The sequence below is a fragment of the Rhizobium laguerreae genome, from assembly GCF_002008165.1.
Taxonomy (GTDB): domain Bacteria; phylum Pseudomonadota; class Alphaproteobacteria; order Rhizobiales; family Rhizobiaceae; genus Rhizobium; species Rhizobium laguerreae.
The window spans coordinates 173712-195386 of record NZ_MRDM01000002.1 but is presented as its reverse complement, the minus strand read 5'-3'; the positions used below and the strand labels follow the sequence as shown (position 1 = coordinate 195386).

Below are 21675 nucleotides of genomic sequence, written 5' to 3'. Positions count from 1 at the left end.
AACCAGAGGGGGATTAACTTGGGCAGGAAGCTTTTCTATTGCGCCGCGGCGATCGCGGTTGCAGTCGCCGGCATCTACCTCAACAATACCAGCCTGCTCGCCGAACATCGGCCGGGAAAGCCGGTGCTGCTCGCCCATCGCGGCATCGCCCAGCGGTTCGACGAAACCGATCTCAAGAACGACACCTGCACGGCGAGCCGCATGCTGCCGCCGAAACACGACTATCTGGAAAACACACTTCCGTCGATGCAGGCAGGTTTTGCGGCCGGCGCCGATATAGTCGAGATCGACGTGCATCCGACGACGGACGGGCAGTTTGCGGTTTTTCACGATTGGACGCTCGACTGCCGAACCGACGGGCATGGCGTCACCCGCGAGCATTCGATGGCTGACATGAAGAGGCTCGACATCGGCTATGGCTATACCGCCGATGGCGGCAAGACCTTTCCCTTTCGCGGCCGGGGCATCGGCATGATGCCGACGCTTGCCGAGGTGCTGTCCACCTTTCCGGATCGGCGCTTCCTGATCAACGTCAAGAGCCGCGATCCCTCCGAGGGCGAAAAGCTCGCCGCCGTGCTCAACGGGCTTTCCACTGAGCGGCGGGCGGAGATCATCGTCTATGGTGGCGACGAGCCAATCTACGTGCTCCGCCTGATGGCACCCGATATCAAGACTGCCTCGCGCAAGAGCCTGAAGGGCTGCCTCACCGGCTATATCGGCTATGGCTGGACCGGCCTGCTGCCGGACGAATGCAAACACGCGATGATGCTGGTGCCGATCAATATCGCGCCGTGGCTCTGGGGCTGGCCGGATCGTTTTCTCAACCGGATGGCAGATGCCGGGACCGAGGTTTTCGTGCTCGGCCCCTATCGCGGCAGCGATTTTTCCACCGGCATCGACGACCCCGCGCAACTGGCGCGGCTGCCGCCAAACTATGCAGCGGGCATATGGACGAATGAGATCGAGGCAATCGGTAAGCTTGTGAAATGAGGTTCGTCCTCGGACATCGTTGAGGACGTGTCCGAGCTGTCTTCGAGATTACGCCGCTCGTGCTTGATCTGCGGCCGCCTCAACACGGTCGCGGCCATGCTTCTTCGCCGTGTAAAGCGCCTGGTCCGCCGTGGCGGTTCCGCAACGGGACCTTCGACGTCAGGAACGAGCGTTCCCGGCCATTCCCTTGGACGAGCGGTTCCTCGAAGTCGACGATGGATTCGCCGGTCGCCATGATCTCCTGTTCGCGAGCCGAAGCCAAGTTTCGCCTGGACCTTGGAAAGGCGATAGAGCTTGTAGTGCAGGTGCATCCACACCGAGATAACGAGCGAGACCGCAGCCACATTGCCTATCAACACTGCCAGGGCACAATATCTTCCCCCTCATACGCACGATAACTTGCTGTAAATTCTTGATGAAAATCGGCATGCCGGCGCACTGCCGATCTCGGGTCCGAGACCGCCAGCCGACTCATGCGCGATCAGAACTCTTCCCACTCGCCTCCTGCAACCGCGGCATTCCCGTAAAAGGCGGCAGCCACCTTGGCCGTCCTTGCCCGGGCCGGCGACGTCGCAGGCTTGGAGGCCGCAGTTACCGCGGTCGGGCGATATTGACGTTGCGCCGTGCCGCCGATGTTGAACTGACCCAGCAGCTGGAAAAGCGCATCAGCTTCTTTGGCAAGGCCATGGGCCGCGGCCGTCGATTCCTCCACCATGGCGGCATTCTGCTGCGTACCTTGGTCCATGGTGTTTACGGCCGTGTTGATTTCCTTCAATCCCGTCGCCTGCTCCTTGGAACTTTCGACGATCGCCAGAACATTGCCGTTGACTTGCTGAACTTGGGCGACGATCTCTTCCAGGGCCTTGCCGGTTTCGCCGACCAGGGTCACCCCGCTCTTCACATGCTCGTTGGAGGCGCTGATGAGCTCCTTGATCTCCTTTGCCGCTTTGGCCGATCTCTGGGCAAGCTCGCGAACTTCTTGCGCGACCACCGCAAAACCCTTGCCGGCATCGCCCGCGCGTGCCGCCTCGACGCCCGCGTTCAGCGCCAACAGATTGGTCTGAAACGCGATTTCGTCGATCACGCCGATAATATTGCCGATCTCCGCGGACGATGTCTCGATCTTTCCCATGGCCTCGACGGCGTTGCGGACCACCGCGCCGGAGCGCTCGGCATTCTCGCGGGTGCTGCGCACCAGTTGGCCGGCCTCCTGGGCGCGGTTGCTGGAATCGGAGACCGTTGTGGTGATCTGTTCAAGGGCGGCTGCTGTTTCCTCGACGGAGGCTGCCTGCTGTTCCGTGCGCTTCGACAAATCGTCCGAGGCGGAACGAACCTGCTGGGCCCCGGCGGCAATGCCCGTTGCGTTCTGGGCCACGACCTGCATCGCAGTGCGCAGCTTGCTCACCGCCGCGTTGAAGTCGATCCGGAGTTTTTCCAGTGTCGGAATGAACGGTGTCGCGACTTCCTGGGTCAAATCCCCTGCGGACAGGGACGTTAGGGATGCCGCGAGCTGATCGACATTGCTGACGCGCGTAGTGACGTCAGTCGCGAATTTAACGACCTTGAAGACCTTGCCGTTCATGTCGAAGATCGGATTGTAGGAGGCCTGGATATAGATCTTTTTCCCGCCCTTGCCGATGCGCATAAACTCGTCAGCCACGAATTCGCCACCTGACAGACGCTCCCAGAACCGCCGATAATCGTCGCTGTTTGCGTAAGCGCTCTCGCAAAACATCGAATGGTGGCGCCCCTGGATCTCGGCAAGCTGGTAGCCGAGCGCCGACAGGAAATTCTCGTTCGCCGTCAGAATCTCGCCTTTCGGTGTGAATTCGATTACCGCCTGGGCCCGCGAAAGCGCGCTTATTTTGCCGGCATCCTCGGCGCTTTGCAGCTTCTGCTTCGTGATATCGGTGGCGAACTTCACAACCTTATACGGTTTTCCGCCACTGAAGACGGGATTATAGGAGGCTTCGATCCAGATTTCCTTGCCGCCCTTGCCGATGCGCTTGTATTGGCGCCGATCGAACTCGCCCCGGCTGAGCTTTCCCCAGAACTCACGATAATCGGTCGACGAGGCTTCTGCCGGCTCGACGAACATCCGGTGGTGCTGGCCGACAATCTCGGACAGTTGGTAACCGAGCGCAGCGCAGAAATTGGCATTGGCCGTTAGAATCTTGCCGGTAAGGTCAAATTCGATGATGGCCTGCGACCTGCTCATCGCGGCCAGTACAGCCTTAGCATCCGAACGGAAGCTGAATCCTATCTTCGTCATGCTTTCCCCCTAACTCAACTCTGAGCGTGACTGCCGCGACCCATCGCGGGCTTGCGCTGGACGAGCAACCTGAAAATAAAATCCGATAAATTCTTTAAGCATCCATTAACCGGGCCATCGCAGAACTGGCCCCTGCATACCGCGGCCGCGCGAGAAAATAACAAAGTAGAATCAGCTATTTGTATGGGAGATGCCAGAAGGGTCGCTTCGGCAGAGGATCTTCCGGCATGAATTTCGCGCGCGAACAGAGCGCTTTTTTATCTCGGCCCGCTCCGGAAATTCGTAGCCACGTTTACTCTTTGTTAAGCACAGACTGCCCTTTATATTTGTGTTCCCGGCAGCCGGAGGCCTTCTGTCTTTCCCCTGCAAAAGCATATTTCACCGTCCTTCGAGCGTGTAGAATCAACCTCCGATACGAGCGGATAAGGTGGACACATCAGCCGCCAAGCGCCGGATACGACCGGCGATCGGAGAAAGTCATGATACTCGAGGCCGAGTTCAATCGAATTGAGGAAGTCGCCGCAGGCTTCAACACGCATTACGAAGTTTTCAAATATATGAAGGGCCTCACTCAGGATCTGGGAATGACTGCCTTCCTGATCATGACGCTACCCACTGTCGACTTCGTTGAAATAGGCGCAACAAAGATCATCACCAACTGGCCGGCGGAGATGGTCGATTATTATGATGCGCATAACCTGATGGTCGACAGTCCGGTCATGCGCCGGATGCTGAGATCGACCAGCCCGTTCAACTACGATGTCGAAGCGATCAATACCAATCGTGGAGGAGGCAAGAAGTCCACGGTCATCGAGCTGTTCAACCGATACGGCATGGAAAAAGGGGCCTATTTTCCTGTTCACGATGCCGCGGGTGGACGCGGCGCCATGTCGATTTCGGGATCTCGGAATTTCAGCATGGTCGAAATGGCGAAGCTGCTGTTCATCGCCACACTGATCTATGACCGGCTCTCGCAGCTGACATTGAACGAGAAACACAAGCCCATCGAGTTTACGCCGAGCGAACTGGACTGCCTGAGGCTGACCGCCGGCGGCAGGAAGGGCAATGAAATTGCCAAGCTTCTCGATCTCACAGAAAATGCGGTCAACAATCACATAGGCAGCGCGATCAGGAAGCTCGGATGTACGACAAGAACGCAGGCCGTCGTGAACGCTCTGCGGCTCAATATCATTCGTGTTTAGAGATCGAGGCGATCGGCAGGCTGATGAAATAAGGCTCAGAGACTGCGTGCCCGCAGCAATGCCGGGATCTCCTCCGGCGAGACCGGTTTGGAGAAGCGGAAGCCTTGCGCCTCCTCGCAGTGCGCCTGGCGCAGGAAATCCATCTGGGCGTCGGTTTCGACGCCTTCGGCGAGAACCGAGAGCTTCAGCGTCTGCGCCAGCGAAATGACCGCCGAGGCGATGGCGACGGCGGTCTTGTCGCCGGGCAGCGCCTCGACCAGCGAGCGGTCCATTTTCAGGCGGTCAAAGGGGAAGGTCTTCAGCGCCGCAAGGCTGGAATAGCCGGAGCCGAAATCGTCGATCGACAGGCGCACGCCAAGCCCCCGCAGCGTTTCCATCATGGCAAGCGCCCGTTCGGCATTCTGCATCACCACGCTTTCGGTGACTTCAAGCTCCAGCCAGCGGGACTGCAGACGGTGGCGCTCCAGCGCCTCGGCGACATGGGTTGCGAAATCCGGATCGGCGAACTGCTTGGCCGAGACGTTGACGGCGATCGTCAGCGGCGCCAGACCCATGTCCTGCCAAAGCCGCGCCTGGCGGCAAGCCTCATTCAGCACCCAGAGGCCGAGGGGAACGATGAGGCCGGTCTCTTCGGCGAGTGGAATGAAATTGACCGGCGGCATCCTGCCCTTTGCCGGATGGTTCCAGCGCACCAGCGCTTCGAGGCCGGTGATACGGCCGGTGGCGACATCGACCTGTGGCTGGTATTGCAGGAACAGCTGGCCGCCAGTGATCGCCTGGTGCAACTCCTCCTGCTCGCCGAGCGGCATTCCGACGGGCGTGCCGCCGCAGTCGTGATATTGCAATGTGTTGCGGCCGAGTTCTTTGGCGCGGTACATGGCGCGGTCGGCATTGGCGAGAAGCTCTTCCGAGGTCGCGCCATCGAAGGGGAAGGCGGCAACGCCGATGCTCGAGGTGACGGTGATCTCGCCGTTCGCGCCGCGGATCGGCCGGTTGATTGCCTTCTGCAGCTCGCGAAGGCGGCGCGTGATGCCGGCATCGTGGCTCGACTGGTGGACGAGCACGACGAGGAATTCGTCGCCGCCGAGACGCACCACCATATCGGAGGCCCTGACGCTGTTGGCCATGCGGGCGGCCGTCTCTTTCAGGACCTCGTCGCCGGCGGCGTGACCGCGGCCGTCATTGATGTCCTTGAAATTGTCGAGATCGATATAGGCGACGGTCACCTTGCGGTTGTTGCGCCGGGCCTGATCGAGGATGCTCGCCAGCCGTTCCTTCAGGAAGGCGCGGTTCGGCAGGCCGGTGAGATCGTCGTGATGGGCCATGAAATGGATGCGGTCATCGACGCGCTTGCGCTCGATGGCGATGCCGGCGATATGGGTGGCGAGCGCCACCAGCGTCATCTCGTGCTCGGTGGGGCGGCGGACTGCCCGGGAATAGAGTGCAAACGTGCCGAGCACGTTATTCTCAGACGTCGCGATCGGCGTCGACCAGCAGGAGCGGAAGCCGAACGGCGCGATCATCGCGCGGAAATCCTCCCAGAGCGGATCGATCGTCACGTCCTCGACGATCACCGTCTGGCCGCGCCACACCGCGGTGCCGCAGGAGCCGACCTTGGGGCCGATCGTAACGCCATCGATCAGGCGGCTGTAGCCGCCGGGCAGATTGGGAGATGCGCCGTGATAGAGCCTGGTGCCCTCGCCGTCGAGCAGCAGCACCGATCCGTCAATCCCATCCAGCTGCGCCTCGATCATCAGCACGAGCGCCTCGAGGATCATCGGCAACGGCTCGTTGCGGGCGATCATTTCGAGCAGGCCCGCCTGGCCGCGATGCAGATCCTCCTGGCGCTTGCGTTCGGTGATATCACGGGAAACGCCGATCAGACCGACGATCTCGCCGCGATCATTGCGCAGCGGTATCTTCGAGGTCAGCCGGCATATCGGCCTTCTGCTGCCGGGAAGGACGTAGGATTCCTCCATGTCGATGCGGGCTTCGCCCGTCGCCATGATCTGCTGCTCGATGTCGAAATGGCGGCGCGCCGTCTCAAAATCGAACAGGTCGAAGTCGCGCTTGCCGGTGATCAGATCGGCGCGCTGCAGGCCGAGGCTGCTGGCGGTGACGGCGTTGGCGAAGACGAAGCGGCTGTCACGATCCTTGACGTAGAGAAAATCCGGAAGTTCGTGGACGATTTCCTTGAGGCGCAGATTCTCGATGCCCTCGGAAAGGTGGTGGGCGGTCGATGCCATCATTGCCTCCGTCGCGGCGACGATACGCCGCGTTTCGGCCGTCAGGGCATCGGCTGATTCCCATCGCCTGGCACTCGGTTCGTACATGCCGCCATTCTCCCCGCCGGCCGTAGGCCGTATCCCGCACCCGTCATCAAAGAAATTCCCTTAAAAGTAGTCCTCATTTCCTTCGGCTTGCTTAAATGAAAGGGTGAACAAGACGACAATATAAGCGGCGATATCCTGCCGTCGGCCTCGGCCATAACGGCAATTTCGCCCGCCGTTGCCAAGCTTGTGCCAAAAGAATACTGCGCGCTTGGCACGTTTCCTGCTACGGGCGCGTTATGACAAGTGATCCCCGGATGCCCTCACGCCGCGACATGCTTCTATTCCTCGCTGCCTCGGCCGTTGCGGGAGGGGAATCGCGCGCCCTTGCCTCGCCGCTGACGGCAGCCGATCAGTCCGATCTGCGCGGGGCGATCGACGCGGTGGAATATCGCGCCATTCCCGAAAGCGGCAACCGCAAGACCCGCAACCTGCAGCAGATGATCGAACAGGCGGCGCGCGAGAACGTGCCGGTCTTCCTGCCACCCGGCACCTACCGGGTTTCCAATCTCACTTTGCCGGACAATACGCGCATCACTGGTGTGCCCGGCGCCTCGCGGATCGTCTATACCGGCGAAGGCCACCTATTTGCGGCCGAGAACGTGCGGCGGATCGAGCTTTCCAATCTCGTCATCGACGGCGGCAACCGCTGGCTCGGCGACTATGCCGGCGGACTGTTACAATTTACCGGCGTCGACGAGGTGCTGATCGACAATTGCGAGATCGGCGGCAGCCGCAAGCACGGGCTGCAACTGGAGCGCTGCGGCGGGCGGATCGAGCGCAGCCGCATCTCGGGAGCTGCCCAATCCGGGCTTTACGCGGTGGATTCCACCACCCTCTCGCTCATCGGCAACACGGTCTCGGATTGCGGCAATGGCGGTATCCTGGTGCACCGCTGGAAGAAGGCGGAGGACGGCACTGTCGTCTCCGGCAACCGCATCTCCAACATCCGCGCCAATGACGGCGGCACCGGGCAAAACGGCAACGGCATCAACATCTTCCGCGCCGACGGCGTGATGGTGGTGAACAACCAGATCTCCAATTGCGCCTTTACAGCGATCCGCGCCAATTCGGCCTCGAACATCCAGATCAGCAGCAATCAGTGCCGGCGTTCCGGCGAGACGGCGATCTACGTCGAATTCGCATTCGAGGGCGCCGTCGTTTCCGCCAATATGATCGACGGGGCAGCAAACGGCATCTCGATCGCCAATTTCGACGAGGGCGGCCGGCTGGCGAGCGTCACCGGCAACGTCGTGCGCAACCTGACGCTAAAAGGCCCCTATCAACACGAGGTCGGTTTCGGCATCGGCATCGCGGCGGAGGCCGATACGCTGATTTCAGGCAATGTGATCGAGGGCGCGCCGCGCTGGGGGCTGCAGATCGGCTGGGGTCCTTATCTGCGCAACGTCGTTGTGACAGGCAATGTGGTGCGCAAGGCGCCTGTGGGATGCGCGGTCTCGGTCGCCGATGGCGCAGGAACCGCCGTCATCACCGACAACATCTTCCAGGAGACCGCCGAAGGGGCGGTTTTAGGATTCCAATGGGAGAAGAAGGTCTCCGGCGAGATGGCGGGCGGCGGCGCGCCCTATGCGCAGCTCACCGTCGAGCGGAACCGCGTCTCCTGAAGAGCACGTCGATCATCCTCGATATTTCCATCGGTTATCGCGTCTGATAGGTGCCGGTGACGGTCGCTTCCTCCAATGTGTGTTTCTTTGCCTCTGCCCACATCACGCCTATCCCGGCGGCATCGGGAATCGAAAGTGTCGGCACGTCGAGAGCGGCGAGGCGGAAGATATAGCGATGCGGGGGATCGCCGGGCGGCGGTTGCGGGCCGTCATAACGGGCTTGGCCGAAATCATTCCGATAGAATCGCGGCGCGTGCTCCGGCGCCGTATCGGCACTTTCGCCAAGAGCAGTCCACTCAGCCGGGATGTTGGCGATCCCGCAATGGCGGAACGTGCCATGAGGGGCGTCCGGATCCTCGACCACCAGAGCGAAGCTCCTGGTTTTGTCAGGAGCTTCGCTCCAGGCCAGCGGCGGGAAGAGGTTCTCGCCCGTTCGCGCATATTTCGCAGGAATCGGCTGGTCTTCTGCGAAAGCTTTGCTGATCAATGTCAAAGCCATGACCTTCTCCTTCCCTCTCAGGGGCGACCGCTTCCCTTTTTATGCCCGCTTTCCTGATTGCGGCCGCGCACAATGCTCCGATCCTCGTTTCCGGAATCGGTGCCGGTCTTCAGATCGCTTCCTTTTCGATAAGCTTCTTTCGCCTGTTCATTCCGGTGCAGATCCGCCGCCGCGTCGAAGGCCTCGTCGGCATTGGCGGTTTTCTCGCGTTTTTCGATGATGCGAAGCTGCTGTTCATGCGTCTTCTTCCCCGTCATGACATTCTCCTTTCGTTGCAGGTGTATGTTTTGGGGTGCGGTTGATCGCTGTGGACACCTTGGGGGTTCCAATCTCCGAGTCGAACCCGCTGGCGTTGCCATTGTTCCTTCGAAACGGCAGCAATTGTGCTTCGATCGTTGCGGGCGGGGAAATGCATCCGAACTGAGCCCTAGTCGGTCCGAGCACTCGCATCAAAAGCTTTCATCATCCCATTAGCGGCAGGGACTTTTCGCAACCCGATCCGGCATTTACGCTCTCCTGGACAAATATCGAGGGGGATATCCATCATGCTGACAGTCTACGGGGTCTATCGCTCGCGCGCATCGCGTGTCTACTGGATGGCCGAGGAGCTTGGGCTCGAATTCCGGTCGGTGCCAGTGCTGCAGGCACGGCGGCTCCCAGATCCGCTGGCGCCGGAGGCGGCGCTTAACACGCACTCGCCTGACTTCGCTGCCGTCAATCCGATGGCGCAGATTCCCAGCATCAGGGACGGCGAGTTCGTCATGCACGAGTCGCTCGCCATCAACCTCTACCTCGCGCGCAAATATGGCGGACCGCTTGGCGGGCAAACCGTCGAAGAAGACGGATTGCTGACGATGTGGACGGTCTGGGCGGCGTCGCAGGTCGAACCGCAGACGGTGAAGATCGTGCTCACTTATGATGACGGGCTTGAAAACAGCGAAGACGGCAAGCAGACGATCGCCGTCGCCTGTCGCCTGCTGCGCAGGCCGCTGGCGGCTCTCGAAAGCCACCTTCACGGCCGGCAATGGATCGTCGGCGACCGCTTCACCGTCGCCGATCTCAACATCGCCGAGGTGCTGCGCTACGCCCAGAGCGAAGAGGCCCTGTTCGACGCGCATCCGAATATCAAAGCCTGGATCGAGCGCTGCCAGTCCCGCCCGGCCTACAAGGCGATGCAGGCGACGCGTGCCAAGGAGCCGGTCGAGGTCTGAAAACTACGTGAAAAGCGCCAGCGTGCCGGCCATTTCCTCACGGATCCAGGCCTTGAAATCCTTGACCTTCTTCGGCTCGCGCGTGCCTTCGGCGGTGACGAAATAGTGACCGAAGCCGGTGCGGGCGCGAATGCCGAAGGGGGCGACGAGCCGGCCCTCGACGAGCGCGAAGCCGGCAAGGGTCTGCCAGGCCAGCATGACGCCCTGACCGGCGATCGCCGCATCGAGGCAGAGCGAGGCATCGTTGAAGACGTGGCGGGTCGAAAGGGTGGCGCCGGATAGTCCGGCCTCGCGCATCCAGACCTCCCAGGTAAACATGGCGCGGCCATCGATGATGGCAGGCAGTGCGAGGATATCGGCGGGTTCCTTCAAATTCGCCGCCATCTCGGGGGAGCAGACGGGAAAGACCTCCTGTGCCAATAACAGTTCGGCGTTCACGTCAGGCCACTTGCCGTTGCCGACGCGGATGCCGATATCGACGTCGCAAAGCGCCGGATTGACGAGATTGGTCGTCGCATCCAGCCGCAGCTTGATGTCGGGATGACGCTCGGCGAAGCGATCGAGCCGGCAGACGAGCCAGCGGGCGGCGAAAACCGGCGCCACCGAGATCGTCAGAATCGTATCGTCCTTGCGGCTGGCGATCGACACCGCCGCCGAAAGACGGGCAAAACCCTCGTCCAGCGCCAGAAGCACCGGCCGGCCGGCTTCGGTGGCGACCATGCCTCTGGCGGTGCGCTCGAAGATCACCTGACCGAGTTGGGCTTCGGCCTTGATCACCTGCTGGCTGACGGCGCCGACCGAGACGCCGAGTTCATCGGCAGCGGCCTGCAATGAGCCGAGACGGCCGACGGCTTCCAGCGCCCGCAGGCCGTTGAGACGGACCATGTTCAAGTTCTTCATATAGTTTTTCTATAGCGCCTCAGCGTTATTCTCAATTGAAAATCTGCCTGCTGAGGCCGACATTGCAAGCATAGGCAACCCATTCGAACGTAATTGCGTGGACGGATGGGATGGCAGAGGCGAAAACCGCTGCGCGATCACATCCGCGCCACTGAAGAAAGCGAGGCATGCCATGTCGTTGCTGAAGTTTTTCTTGAGGCCCGCTCTTCCTGTGGGCAGCGCGGAAATTGCCGATGCTACCGCTTGGAAGGACGATCCGTTGCGGCATCCCGAGGTCGAGCGCATGTCGATGCGCGAAATCGCCGATCTGCCGCTCGGGATGCCGGCCGGCTTTCAGGCGGAGGACAAGTCGCCGTTGGCGAAATGCGCGTGAAAACACTAAGTCAAAGAAAGAGAGTATCATGTCGTCCGAAACCGATCACCCTCTTCGGCATTGGGCTCTATCGGCTTGAGGGTCATCCAACTTTGACCCGACCCTTAAACTGTCCTTTGTCCTCAGTCCCAGGACAAAGGACAGTTAGGATGAAAAGCCAAGACATCGTGATTTTACTGAAGCTCGTCAGCCTTCAAGAACAGGAAGAACATCGGGAAGACGAGTGGCTTCAGCTGGAATCGCAAGGCGGCGATCCCTACTCTGTGCGCAATCTGGAGGCATCGCTGGGGATAAGCAAGACGGAAATCAGCCAGGCGATAAAGAGGAGTATCTCCTCTGGAATTGCATCAAAGGATGGTGACCTCAATGCGCATTGAGGCACGATGGTTTGCCAAATTATTACCCACACCCGCGCGGATAGGCCCGTGCCTTTCGCTCGCACTTTTCGGCATCATGCTCTAAGCTTTCGCCCTGGCAGAAAGGGCGGAACCATGGCCGGCGATGTCGATGCGATCTTCGAACGCCTGAAGCGGCTGGCGGCAGAAGCCGGGCTGCCTGATGTCGAGGAGAGCACCTCCTACGGCAATCCGGCGCTGAAGGTCGGCGGCAGGAGCTTCGTGGCGGTGAAGAATGCGGAGACGATCGTGATCTCGATTTCGCTCGACGACAAGGATCACCTGCTGGAGATGGTGCCCGACGTCTATTTTCAAACCGATCATTATGTCGGCTGGCCGCATCTGCCGGTGCGCGCCGCCGTGATCGGCGACGAGGAATTGCGGCTGCGGCTGATCGGCGCCTGGCTGTTCCGGGCGCCGAAGAAACTTGCCGCCGGATTTAAGGATCAGGCCCGATCGTAGGCCAGCGCCCGCTGGACGGCGGGACGCTGCAGCATGCGGGCGTGATGGTCGCTCGCCTTTTCGAAGCGGGCGGGATCGACGCCGTCGGACGGCAGCCAGTCGGTCATGACGAAGAGGTAGGGATCGGCGAGCGAATAGGCCTCGCCCATCACCCATGGGCCTTCGAACATCGTCTGCTCGATCAGCGTGAAACAATCGGCCATATTCTCAGGCACCTTGGCCTTCATCGCCTCGATTGCCGCCGGCTCGTCGGCCCAGCGCGAGCCGCGCGGGCGGTGGGCATGGTTCACATGCACGGTCGAGCAGATATAGCTGTTGAAGGATTGGAGCCTGGCAAATTCGAAGGCATCGTCAAGCGGCGCCAGCTTGGCGGCCGGCGCGCTCTGGGCGATATAGGCCAGGATCGCCGGCGTTTCCGTCAGCACGCCATAATCGGTGACCAGAGCCGGCACACGGCCCTTCGGGTTGATCTTCAAATAGTCCGGCGAGCGCTGCTCGCCATCGCGCAGGCTGATCTTCTTGACTTCGAAGGCCAAGCCGGATTCTTCCAGGGCAATAAGGCTTGCGAGCGCGCAGGTTCCGGGCGCGTAGTACAATGTCAGCATGGTTCTCGACTCCCTTTCGGCAAGGGTTATAGCGTAGCGGTGCGCGGGTCGGAACTGGTTGGATTGGGTTTTGCTTCTCCCAGGACAAGTGAGGTGCGTTGAGCACGAGCGAAGGGCAATGTATGGTGTGCCGTGTGGCCCCCTCATCCGCCTGCCGGCACCTTCTCCCCGCTGGGGAGAAGAGATTTGTGGCAGCGCCTCACTTCTCAAAGCGTCTGTTGTGGAACCGAAGCCAAACCGCTTGCTCCCTCTTCTCCCCAGCGGGGTGGCCCGAAGGGTCGGTTGAGGGGGTGAGCGGCAAAGCCGCGAATGTGCTGAGCGTAAGCGAAGAGCAAGAGCTTCGCCGATACCTCTCAGCCGCAGCCCGGCACATCCTCCAGCCTGTGCCAGACCGGAATGCCGCGTTCCCGGGCGATGCGGACGTCGTTGTCCGCGCCCTTGGAATCGCCCGGCAGGCGCAGCACGCCCTCGCAGAGCTGCAGCAGCCGGCCGGCGACGGGGTGGAAGATCTCTTCGTAGAGCGCGTCGCCGACCGACCGGCCGCCGGCGGCGTGCCAGATCGGCAGGGCCACCCATTCGCCGATCATCGGCACGTGGCCGGCTTCAAACAGCGCGTGCGAAGGCGCTTCCAGCCGCTTCAGGTTGGCGGCCATCTTTTCCGGGTCGTCGCCGGTTCCGGACCGATAAGGCCCGGCAATCAAAATCAACATGATCCACTCCTTCGCTCCGCTTTATGCGTGAGCACTCTTCCCGGCCTCATGCACGGGATTTCGTGAAAATGCACGATATTTCTTGAATGTCGAGTCATTTCGTGCAACATCGGGCTGTTATGTTAATTTTCGTGCAGAGAACCGATGCTGACAACCCAACGCAAATCCCTCATTCTCGACATCCTGCGCCGTGACGGCCAGGTGGTCGCCAAGCGCGTCGCCGAGGATTTCGCCCTTTCGGAAGACACGATCCGGCGGGACTTAAGGGAAATGGCGGCGGAGGGGCTGCTGAAACGGGTGCATGGCGGGGCGATGCCGCTAGCGCCTGATCTGCCCGATTTCACCGCCCGGCGCGGCGTCTCGTCGCAAATCAAGGCACGACTCGGCGCGGCGGCGGCGGCGATGGTGAAGCCTGGACAGATGATCTTCCTCGACGGCGGCACGACGACGGCGGAGATCGCCAGGCACTTGCCGCGCGACATGCCGCTGACGGTTGCGACCCACAGCCCGACGATCGCCGCCGAACTCGAACACCATCCGACGGCCGAGGTGATCCTCACCGGCGGGCGGCTTTACAAACATTCGATGGTGGCAACGGGCGCGGCGGCCATGGCGGCGATCGCGCAGCTGCGCCCCGATCTCTTCTTCCTCGGCGTCACCGCAGCGCATCCGGTGCACGGGCTTTCCACCGGCGATTTCGAGGAAGCGGCGATCAAGCGGCATATCGCCCGCTGCTCGGCTGAAACGCATGTGCTGCTGACCGAGGAGAAGTTCGACCTCGTCTCGCCCTGCCCGGTGCTTGGCATTTCCGAGGTGGCGGGGCTGATCGTGCCCATGGAGATGACAGCGGAAAAGCTGAAACCCTATCGCGATCTCAACGGCGCAATCGCCGCAGCATGATGGTGCTGCGGGAGGGCTGTGGTGCTGCAGCATGTGGCAGGAGACTTGCGGCAAGGGCCGCGATGAAGGCCGCCAGCACGGCATAGGCCGGCGCCACGCTGCCGGTTCCAAGGGTGAGCACCGTCTGCAGATAGGGTTGCGCCAGCGCGATGACGACGGAAAGTGCCGGCATGTCGAGCAGGGTCCCGTCGATCGGCGACAGTTCCGGCATGAAGGCTGCACCGGCAAGCGCGCCGTAGACCGCCGTCAGGCGGAGTGTGAAGCGCAACGGCACGGAGGCTGCAAGCGGCAGCCTGTCGCCATCCTCGACGGCAATCACGAGATAGGCGACGAGGGCCGCCAGAAACAGGAAGGCGACGGGCAGCGCCGCCAAGGTGGCGGGCCGCGTCAGAGCAGCCGCATCCGCCGCCAGGAAGAGGAGCATCGGCGTGGAGGCGACGAACCAGATGGCGGCGACCGGTCCCCAGAACCAGATGAGCGAGAGAGTGTGAAGACGGAGCAGCGTCGCCACGAAAAGCACGCCGATCGCAGCCCAGATGCAGGCGGGTTTCAACATGCCCGATATCAGCCGGAGAACCGGCTCGCAGGCGCCGGACATATCGCCGCAGCCGGACAGCTGGATCGTGAGCCAGGTGATATAATCGAGGCTCAGCGCGGCGAACATGAAGATGCCGATCCCCATCAGCATCCACCAGAGATAGCGGCCTGCAAACATGCCCCGCCCTCACGGCTTCCAGGACTGTGCTCACGTCGCCGCGAAAGGGTGCATCCGCGATCGCAGGACGTACCCTTTTATATTAGTAAATTCTTATTTTTCTAATAACTTATGTATGCAAACTCGCATTCATCCGGCCAAGGCGGAGGTGACCCTGACATCGCCGACATGGATGCCGTTCCAATTGCGCATCGGCGTTGCGGCATAGGCCATCAGCGCCGCATGCACCTCATCTTCCGTCTCGAAGAACCGGGCGAGTGTCGCCGCCACCATGGCTTCGGCGGCGCGGGTCATGCCATCCTCGCATTTGAGTGCGATGGCGATGCCCTTTTCCGGGATCGCGGCGCAGAAGACGCCCTCGGCGCCTGTCTTGACGAAGATGCGGCCTGGGGCGATCTGCATCAGCTTGGTGCAGGCGCGGCCGGAACCGGCGACATAGAAAGGCTCGGCCATGCAAGCCTCGATCAGCCGGCGGGATGCCTTGGCGCGCAGGGGTTCGAGGCCGGTACCGGTCGCCATCTTGGCGAAACCGTGGGCAAGGCTCCTGAGCGGCACGGCATAGGTCGGAATGGAGCAGCCATCGGTGCCGCAGCTATCGGCGCCAATCACGGCTCCCGTGAGGCTTTCCATCGCCGCACGGATCTCGATCTGCAGCGGGTGATGGGTGCCGACATAGCCCGTCGGATCGACGTCCTGATGGCAGCAGGCGCAGATGAAGCCGGCATGTTTTCCCGAGCAATTGTTGTGCAGCGCGGTCGGCGCTTCGAGCGTGCGGGCCTGCTGGATCAGAATCTTCTGGCTCATCGACCAGTGGGCGCCGCATTCCAGCGCTTGCGCATCGCGACCGGCGCGCGACAACATGGAAGCGGCAAGCGCCACATGCTCCTCCTCGCCATTATGCGAAGCGCAGGCAAGCGCCAATTCCTTGTCGCCGAAGCCATAGGCATCTGCAGCACCACTCTCGACCAGCGGCAGAGCCTGCATCGCCTTGCAGGACGAGCGCGGGAAGACCGCGGCCTCGATGTCGCCCAGCGAGAAGACAAGCTTGCCGTCGCCATCGACCACAGCCACCGCGCCGCGATGGCGACTTTCGACGAGCAGGCCGCGGGTGACTTCGACGGTGACGGGATTGGTCATGAGCTTTTATCCGGATGCTGGCGGGATAGCGCAGTCCATAACGCGTCACGCGGGGAAAGCCAACGGGGTTGACGTTTTGCCAGGGTTTAGGCGGCTGCGCGGGTGCCTGCTGCTAGTGCACCGGCTCTATCTGTGGCTGGACGTCACCGCATATTCCGTCCTCCTCTGCCTTGAGCCGAGGATCCATACCCGCTGCCGGTGGAGGCCGGCGTAGATCCTCGGGTCAAGCCCGAGGAAGACGGAGGGCGGGGTGAGCCTCTGGAGCAAGTACAGCGAAGTCACCGGAATTGCGCCTCCTGCGGGTCGCGCCGCAACCTCCGCCATCCTAGGCCTTGAGTTTCGACGCATCGGGACGCTATCGTGCAGCCGGGTTCACATCCCAAGGGATTGTTTTGCAAGCAGGCCTGTCTATGACCGAGTCCATATTGTTGGCATTTTTGACGATTGTCTCTTTGGCTCTGGCGTCTTGGCTGGCACGCCGGCCGGCAAAGGCGAGCGTTGGAATAATACTCGGAACACTTCTGGGGCTAGCGCTGATCGTCAGCACGTCAGCTCTGGTCGGATTTTTGGGAAAGGTGCTTCCCTTCGGGCAAATCGACTTCTGGCTCTCAGGTTTGGTCGCGAAATTCTGAGTTCGGCGCTCGGCCGCGCTGTGGGGTCGGACCGCGATCACATCGTCCAAACATTCATCACATAAATTGACCGAGGCGATCGAAAACTATCGTTTCTCTGATAGGTCCGATGCAGCTAAGAGTGGTGCATCAGGAACCGCCCCCATGCCATCCACCTTTTCCTTGATCCTTCGCGACAACAGGATCCGAATTCCGACCGTGACCCTCGTCGCGCTCGCCTTCACCTATGCGTCGACCGCGCCCTACCAGTCGATCATCGGGATCAACGAACTTGGCTTGAGCAACGGCGGCTATTCGGCACTGGTGTTCTTCTCTTCGATCGTCAACGTCACGACGAGCCTGACGCTCGGCATCTGGTCGGACAGGCTGAAGGAGCGCCGGCCGCTGGTGCTGGGGCTTTCCGTTGCCGGCATGCTCGGCTTCGGGTCGATCGCGCTCGTCCATAGCCCCGCGGCCTTCATCTTCTCCACGCTGTTGCTGGTGCCGATGAGCAATTCCACTTATTCGCTGCTGTTCGCCAGCCTGCGCGCCAGGACCAACCAGATGGACCGCGGCCAGGGGGCGGCGATCACCGCAATGGTGCGGGCGCTCTTTTCCGGCTCATGGGCGCTGGCGCCGGGGTTGATCGGCCTCTATCTCGTCAGTTCGCCGTCGATGACGCCGGCCTATGGGATCGCGGCATTGGCAAGCTGCACCTGCTTCTGCCTGTATTTCTTCTTCGCACCCGGAAATGGCGCCGGCGGCCCTGCCCCCGATCCAGTCGGCTTCATTGCTTCGCTGAAACGGATTTTCGTGCCGCATGTGCTGTCGCGCGTCATCGTCATGGCGATGCTGTTCGGGCTGCAGCGGCTGAATGCCATGCTCCTGCCGCTGATCATCATCCATGCGGCCGGCGGCACCGTGGTCGATGTCGGCTTCATGGCAGGTTTGACCGCCTTGCTCGAGATGCCGTTCATGATGATGTGGGGATTTGCGCAGCGCCGCTTCCGGACCGTGCATGTGCTCGCCTTCGGCGCGCTGATCTATTGCGTTTATCTGCTGCTGCTCGGCTTTGCTTCCGCGCCCTGGCACGTCTACGCACTCCTCCTCTTCAATGCCTGCGGGGCGGCAGCGATCCTCAGCGTGCCGATCACCTATCTGCAGGACCTGATTGCGGACCGGCCGGGGCTCGGAACCTCGCTGATCTCGCTGAACACGTTCATTGGGGTTGGCGTGAGCGCCGGCCTCTTTGCCTTCGGCACCGCGATCACCGATTATTCCGGCACCGCCTTCGTCGGCGCGGCCGCGGGTCTCGCATCGATCGGAGTGCTGCTCTATCTCGAAAGCAGCAGGCGCCAGGCGCGGCAGCCCGCGTGAAGTGCGACGATCGACAGACGTCAACCGGGCGTGATGCGATAGGCGCAGCGGCGGGCGCCGGCGAGGATGTGTTCGCTGCGTTCGACCTTAGCACTGAGGACCGCGCGGAATGTTTCGAGTTCGGAGCGGCAGAAGCCGGCACAGGCAGTGGCGGCCGCACAGATGGGGCAGTGGTTTTCGACCAGCATGAAGGATCCGTCCTCTTGCCTCCAACAATCGGCCATATAACCCTCGCGGGTGCGGATGCCGGCAAGGGCCTCGACGCGCGAGGCTAGGTCACCGACCTTACTGAGCTCCTGCCTATAGCGCTGCAGCGTCTCGGCCTCGCGGGCGGAGATGACGGTATCGAGCGCTGCGGGGCCGAGCTGTTCGACGAGCGTGCCGAGGAGATTTGCCGTCAGCTCGGCATGGCCGTCAGGGAACTGGCGGTTGCCGCTCGTTGTGAGGTGCCAGAGCTGGCGCGGCCGGCCACGGCCCGCGCTGGCAAGGGTGACCGGTTCCACCAGCCCCTCCTCCGCCATCTTCGACAGTTGCTGGCGGGCGGCCTCGCCCGATATGCCGAGCGCATCGCCGATCGCGGCGGCGAGCTGCGGGCCGTCGGTCTTTATCAGGATCAGAATCCGGTTGGCTGGGGACTGGCGCATATTTTCCAAGTCAAGTCTTGTTTAATTCGAGACGGCATGCAATTTTCCAATTTATAACTTGGAAAATAATCCTTCGCCAGCAAAAATCTCGGGGTCCCTCCCATGTCGAATATCGACCAGACAGCAGCCATCCCCCCCAGCTCCCTCTTCCGCCTCTTCCTGCCCGAGCACCTGCCGGCAACATTGATGCTGGCCGGCGGCGTGACGCTTTATGCGGTGGAGAGTTACATCATGGCGACGATCGCGCCTTCGATCGTGCGCGATATCGGCGGGCTCGCGCTGTTTTCCTGGGTCACCAGCCTGTTCGTCGCCGCCGCCGTGCTCGGCTCGATCTTCGTCGCCATGCGGCCGCGCGGCATCGGGCTTCGGTCCGTCTACGTGATCGCAGCACTGGTCTTCGGCGTCGGCAGCCTGATTGCCGCAGCCGCACCGTCGATGCCGGTGGTGCTGATCGGACGCGCGGTGCAGGGTCTCGGAACCGGCGCACTTGCCGCCCTCGGCTATGCCTTCATCCGCTTCGTCTATCCCGAGCCGCTATGGCCGAAGGCCTCGACGCTCTACGCGGCAATCTGGGGGGTCTCGACCGTCATCGGGCCGACGCTCGGCGGCTTCTTTTCTACGGGCCACGCCTGGCGCTATGCTTTCATCGTGCTCGTGCCACTCGGCCTGCTGATGGCGGTCTTGGCGCCGCGGCTATTGCCTGACGTCGAGGACGACCGCGAGCAGGCAAAGACGCCGGTTGCGCAGATCGGGCTGCTGCTTGCCGCCGTCCTGATGGTGAGTGCGGCCGGCGCGGTCGAGGCGACAGCCACGAAGGTCGCGCTGATCGCGGCTTCGGTCGTCGCGGTCGCCGGCATGATCGTCACCGAGGGCCGAAGCCCGAACCACCTGCTGCCCTCCGGCGCCATCAACCTTTCCCAGCCGATTTCACGGGTCTACCTGGCGATGCTCGCCATGACTGTCGTTCTCGTCAGCGATGTCTTCATTCCCTATTTCCTGCAAACCTTGCATGGGGTGCCAGCGATCGTCTCGGGCTATCTCGTGGCGCTCGTCGCCCTCGGCTGGACCTTCGCGGCCTTCCTCAGCGGCTGGTGGGCCGGCGGCCGAGCCTATTGGGCAATCGTCATTGGCGCCCTCATCGAGGCGGCGGCGACCGCCTGCCTCGCCGTCTTCCTCGCCAAGGAGAATCCCGAGGGGCATATGCTCCTCATCGTGCCGGCGGCGATTGGCATGTTCATGATGGGCTTCGGCATCGGTCTCGGCTGGGCGCATCTGGTCGCCATGGTTTTGAGGCTCGTCGCCGACAACGAGAAGGACAAGGCTTCTGCCGCGATCCCGACAATGAGTTCGCTTGGTGGGGCGTTCGGGGCCGCCTTTGCCGGCCTGATCGCCAACGGCGCCGGCCTCGTTCATCCCGGCGGCATATCAGGCGCGTTGTCGGCAGCGCACTGGCTCTATCTGCTGATGGCGCTGCCCGGTGTTCTCGCGGTTGGCGTGTCGCTGACATTACCGCGCCGCGCGTCCGATAGGACGCAGTAAGAGCGCCCTATCTCCTTGTTTTGAGGCAATTCCCGGCAAAAGCGCTTCGCGCTTTGCCTGGCAAGACCGCTGCACACTTTTGCTGGAATTGCTCCTTGTTTCTTCGCAATCCGGACGCAAAACCGCTGCGCACTTTTGCTGGAATTGCTCTAGCCGACGCGCAGCATGACCTTGCCGACATGGCTGCCCTCTTCCAGCAGCCGGTGGGCTTCGACGACCTCTTCGAAGGCAAAGACCTTGTGGATGACGGGGGCGACAGTGCCGGCTTCCAGCAGCGGCCAGACTTCGGAGAGCAGGTCGTCGCGGATAGCGCGTTTTTCCTCCGCCGTGCGCGGCCGCATGGTGGAGCCGGTGACCGTCAGGCGCTTGACCATGATCGGCGAGAGATTGACCTTTTCGGCGAGCGCACCGCCGAGGAAGGCGATGATCGAGAGGCAGCCATCCCTTGCCAGCGAGGCGATGTTGCGCTCGAAATAGGCGGCGCCGATCATGTCGAGGATAATATCGACGCCGTCGCCGGTCTCGGCCTTGATCACCTCGGCGAAGTCCTCGCTCCTGTAGTTGATCGCCCGCCTGGCGCCGAGCTTTTCGCAGGCATCGCATTTCTCCTTTGAGCCCGCCGTCGCGTAGACCTCGGCGCCGAAGGCGCGGGCGAGCTGGATCGCCGTCGTGCCGATGCCGCTGGAACCGCCATGGATCAGCACCGTCTCGCCTTCCGTCAACCCGGCCATTTGGAAGAGATTTGCCCAGACGGTGAAGAAGGTCTCAGGCAAAGCTGCCGCCTTCACCGCGTCATAGCCCTTGGGAAAGGGCAGGATCTGGCCTGTCGGCAGCAGGCAATATTCGGCATAGGCACCACCATTGGCGAGGCCGCAGACCTTATCGCCGACGCCATGGCCCCTGACGCTCGAGCCGACGGCAACGATTTCGCCCGACAATTCCAGGCCGAGGATCGGGCTCGCATCCTTGGGCGGGGGATAGCTGCCCTGGCGCTGGGCAATATCGGGGCGGTTGACGCCGATCGCCTCGGCGCGCACCAGGACCTGCCCGTCTTGGGGCACAGGAAGCGGACGCCTGCCGATCGTCATCACCTCCGGCCCGCCGAAGGACGGCAGATCGACGAAACGCATATCCTGAGGCAAAGGCATGACCGGCTCCTCCCTAATCGGAAGCAACCG

23 protein-coding genes are annotated in these 21675 nt (G+C 62.0%); 11 read left to right on the top strand and 12 right to left on the bottom strand.

Annotation, left to right across the window (positions count from 1 at the left end):
* Positions 1-18 precede the first annotated feature (18 nt).
* Positions 19-990, top strand: coding sequence for a glycerophosphodiester phosphodiesterase family protein (locus BS630_RS01160; protein WP_077975925.1), 972 nt, complete (start codon positions 19-21; stop codon positions 988-990).
* 79 nt (positions 991-1069) lie between these two features.
* Here the strand turns inward: BS630_RS01160 and BS630_RS38500 are convergent, their stop codons facing one another.
* Complete coding sequence (locus BS630_RS38500) at positions 1070-1225, bottom strand: PAS domain-containing protein (RefSeq protein WP_331275732.1); 156 nt, start codon at positions 1223-1225, stop codon at positions 1070-1072.
* A 246-nt stretch (positions 1226-1471) separates the two neighbouring features.
* Positions 1472-3262, bottom strand: coding sequence for a methyl-accepting chemotaxis protein (locus tag BS630_RS01150; RefSeq protein WP_077975921.1), 1791 nt, complete (start codon positions 3260-3262; stop codon positions 1472-1474).
* Between the two features lie 479 nt (positions 3263-3741).
* Between BS630_RS01150 and BS630_RS01145 the strand changes: the two genes are divergently transcribed.
* The gene (locus tag BS630_RS01145; RefSeq protein WP_077975919.1) at positions 3742-4464 is read left to right on the top strand and encodes a helix-turn-helix transcriptional regulator; all 723 of its coding nucleotides are present in this window, start codon (positions 3742-3744) and stop codon (positions 4462-4464) included.
* 35 nt (positions 4465-4499) lie between these two features.
* Here the strand turns inward: BS630_RS01145 and BS630_RS01140 are convergent, their stop codons facing one another.
* Complete coding sequence (locus BS630_RS01140) at positions 4500-6797, bottom strand: sensor domain-containing protein (protein ID WP_077975917.1); 2298 nt, start codon at positions 6795-6797, stop codon at positions 4500-4502.
* 254 nt (positions 6798-7051) lie between these two features.
* Here BS630_RS01140 and BS630_RS01135 point away from each other — a divergent pair, with 254 nt between their 5' ends.
* Entirely contained in the window at positions 7052-8419 is a 1368-nt protein-coding gene (locus BS630_RS01135) for a TIGR03808 family TAT-translocated repetitive protein (protein WP_077975915.1), read from the top strand.
* Between the two features lie 34 nt (positions 8420-8453).
* On the opposite strand, the gene BS630_RS01130 is transcribed toward BS630_RS01135, so the two are convergent.
* Both BS630_RS01130 and BS630_RS37780 read right to left on the bottom strand, forming a co-directional pair.
* A complete protein-coding gene (locus tag BS630_RS01130; RefSeq protein ID WP_077975913.1) occupies positions 8454-8918 on the bottom strand; it encodes a YbhB/YbcL family Raf kinase inhibitor-like protein in 465 nt (154 codons plus the stop codon).
* Between the two features lie 17 nt (positions 8919-8935).
* Entirely contained in the window at positions 8936-9175 is a 240-nt protein-coding gene (locus BS630_RS37780; RefSeq protein WP_065279281.1) for a hypothetical protein, read from the bottom strand.
* 288 nt (positions 9176-9463) lie between these two features.
* On the opposite strand from BS630_RS37780, the gene BS630_RS01120 reads away from it, so the two are divergent.
* Complete coding sequence (locus BS630_RS01120) at positions 9464-10129, top strand: glutathione S-transferase family protein (RefSeq protein ID WP_077975911.1); 666 nt, start codon at positions 9464-9466, stop codon at positions 10127-10129.
* A gap of 3 nt (positions 10130-10132) precedes the next feature.
* On the opposite strand, the gene BS630_RS01115 is transcribed toward BS630_RS01120, so the two are convergent.
* Positions 10133-11029 (bottom strand): LysR substrate-binding domain-containing protein, encoded by an 897-nt coding sequence (locus tag BS630_RS01115; protein WP_077975909.1) that lies wholly within the window; start codon positions 11027-11029, stop codon positions 10133-10135.
* A gap of 172 nt (positions 11030-11201) precedes the next feature.
* Between BS630_RS01115 and BS630_RS01110 the strand changes: the two genes are divergently transcribed.
* From BS630_RS01110 to BS630_RS01100, 3 genes are all read left to right on the top strand, one after another.
* Positions 11202-11402 carry a hypothetical protein gene (locus BS630_RS01110; RefSeq protein ID WP_077976276.1) on the top strand — a complete coding sequence of 67 codons (201 nt, stop codon included), beginning with the start codon at positions 11202-11204 and terminating at the stop codon, positions 11400-11402.
* A 149-nt stretch (positions 11403-11551) separates the two neighbouring features.
* Entirely contained in the window at positions 11552-11779 is a 228-nt protein-coding gene (locus tag BS630_RS01105) for a hypothetical protein (RefSeq protein WP_231285188.1), read from the top strand.
* 114 nt (positions 11780-11893) lie between these two features.
* Positions 11894-12259 carry an MmcQ/YjbR family DNA-binding protein gene (locus BS630_RS01100; RefSeq protein WP_077975908.1) on the top strand — a complete coding sequence of 122 codons (366 nt, stop codon included), beginning with the start codon at positions 11894-11896 and terminating at the stop codon, positions 12257-12259.
* On the opposite strand, the gene BS630_RS01095 is transcribed toward BS630_RS01100, so the two are convergent.
* Together BS630_RS01095 and BS630_RS01090 are read right to left on the bottom strand one after the other, a co-directional pair.
* Positions 12244-12864 carry a glutathione S-transferase family protein gene (locus BS630_RS01095; protein WP_077975906.1) on the bottom strand — a complete coding sequence of 207 codons (621 nt, stop codon included), beginning with the start codon at positions 12862-12864 and terminating at the stop codon, positions 12244-12246. The two genes, BS630_RS01100 and BS630_RS01095, sit on opposite strands and share 16 nt — an antisense overlap.
* Positions 12865-13217: 353 nt before the next feature.
* The gene (locus BS630_RS01090) at positions 13218-13574 is read right to left on the bottom strand and encodes a hypothetical protein (RefSeq protein ID WP_003546432.1); all 357 of its coding nucleotides are present in this window, start codon (positions 13572-13574) and stop codon (positions 13218-13220) included.
* Between the two features lie 144 nt (positions 13575-13718).
* On the opposite strand from BS630_RS01090, the gene BS630_RS01085 reads away from it, so the two are divergent.
* On the top strand, positions 13719-14474 hold the full coding sequence (locus BS630_RS01085) for a DeoR/GlpR family DNA-binding transcription regulator (protein ID WP_077975904.1): 756 nt from the start codon (positions 13719-13721) through the stop codon (positions 14472-14474).
* Here the strand turns inward: BS630_RS01085 and BS630_RS01080 are convergent.
* Both BS630_RS01080 and BS630_RS01075 read right to left on the bottom strand, forming a co-directional pair.
* Positions 14449-15189 carry a hypothetical protein gene (locus BS630_RS01080; RefSeq protein ID WP_077975902.1) on the bottom strand — a complete coding sequence of 247 codons (741 nt, stop codon included), beginning with the start codon at positions 15187-15189 and terminating at the stop codon, positions 14449-14451. The two genes, BS630_RS01085 and BS630_RS01080, sit on opposite strands and share 26 nt — an antisense overlap.
* Positions 15190-15318: 129 nt before the next feature.
* Positions 15319-16326 (bottom strand): asparaginase, encoded by a 1008-nt coding sequence (locus BS630_RS01075; RefSeq protein WP_077975900.1) that lies wholly within the window; start codon positions 16324-16326, stop codon positions 15319-15321.
* 410 nt (positions 16327-16736) lie between these two features.
* Between BS630_RS01075 and BS630_RS01065 the strand changes: the two genes are divergently transcribed.
* The gene (locus BS630_RS01065; protein WP_231285186.1) at positions 16737-16958 is read left to right on the top strand and encodes a hypothetical protein; all 222 of its coding nucleotides are present in this window, start codon (positions 16737-16739) and stop codon (positions 16956-16958) included.
* Between the two features lie 144 nt (positions 16959-17102).
* On the top strand, positions 17103-18314 hold the full coding sequence (locus BS630_RS01060) for an MFS transporter (RefSeq protein WP_077975896.1): 1212 nt from the start codon (positions 17103-17105) through the stop codon (positions 18312-18314).
* Positions 18315-18334: 20 nt separating this feature from the next.
* Here BS630_RS01060 and BS630_RS01055 read toward each other — a convergent pair whose 3' ends face one another.
* Positions 18335-18958 carry a helix-turn-helix transcriptional regulator gene (locus BS630_RS01055; RefSeq protein WP_077975894.1) on the bottom strand — a complete coding sequence of 208 codons (624 nt, stop codon included), beginning with the start codon at positions 18956-18958 and terminating at the stop codon, positions 18335-18337.
* A gap of 102 nt (positions 18959-19060) precedes the next feature.
* On the opposite strand from BS630_RS01055, the gene BS630_RS01050 reads away from it, so the two are divergent.
* Entirely contained in the window at positions 19061-20497 is a 1437-nt protein-coding gene (locus tag BS630_RS01050; RefSeq protein WP_077975892.1) for an MFS transporter, read from the top strand.
* A 149-nt stretch (positions 20498-20646) separates the two neighbouring features.
* Here BS630_RS01050 and BS630_RS01045 read toward each other — a convergent pair whose 3' ends face one another.
* Complete coding sequence (locus BS630_RS01045; protein WP_077975890.1) at positions 20647-21645, bottom strand: NAD(P)H-quinone oxidoreductase; 999 nt, start codon at positions 21643-21645, stop codon at positions 20647-20649.
* Positions 21646-21675: the final 30 nt, after the last annotated feature.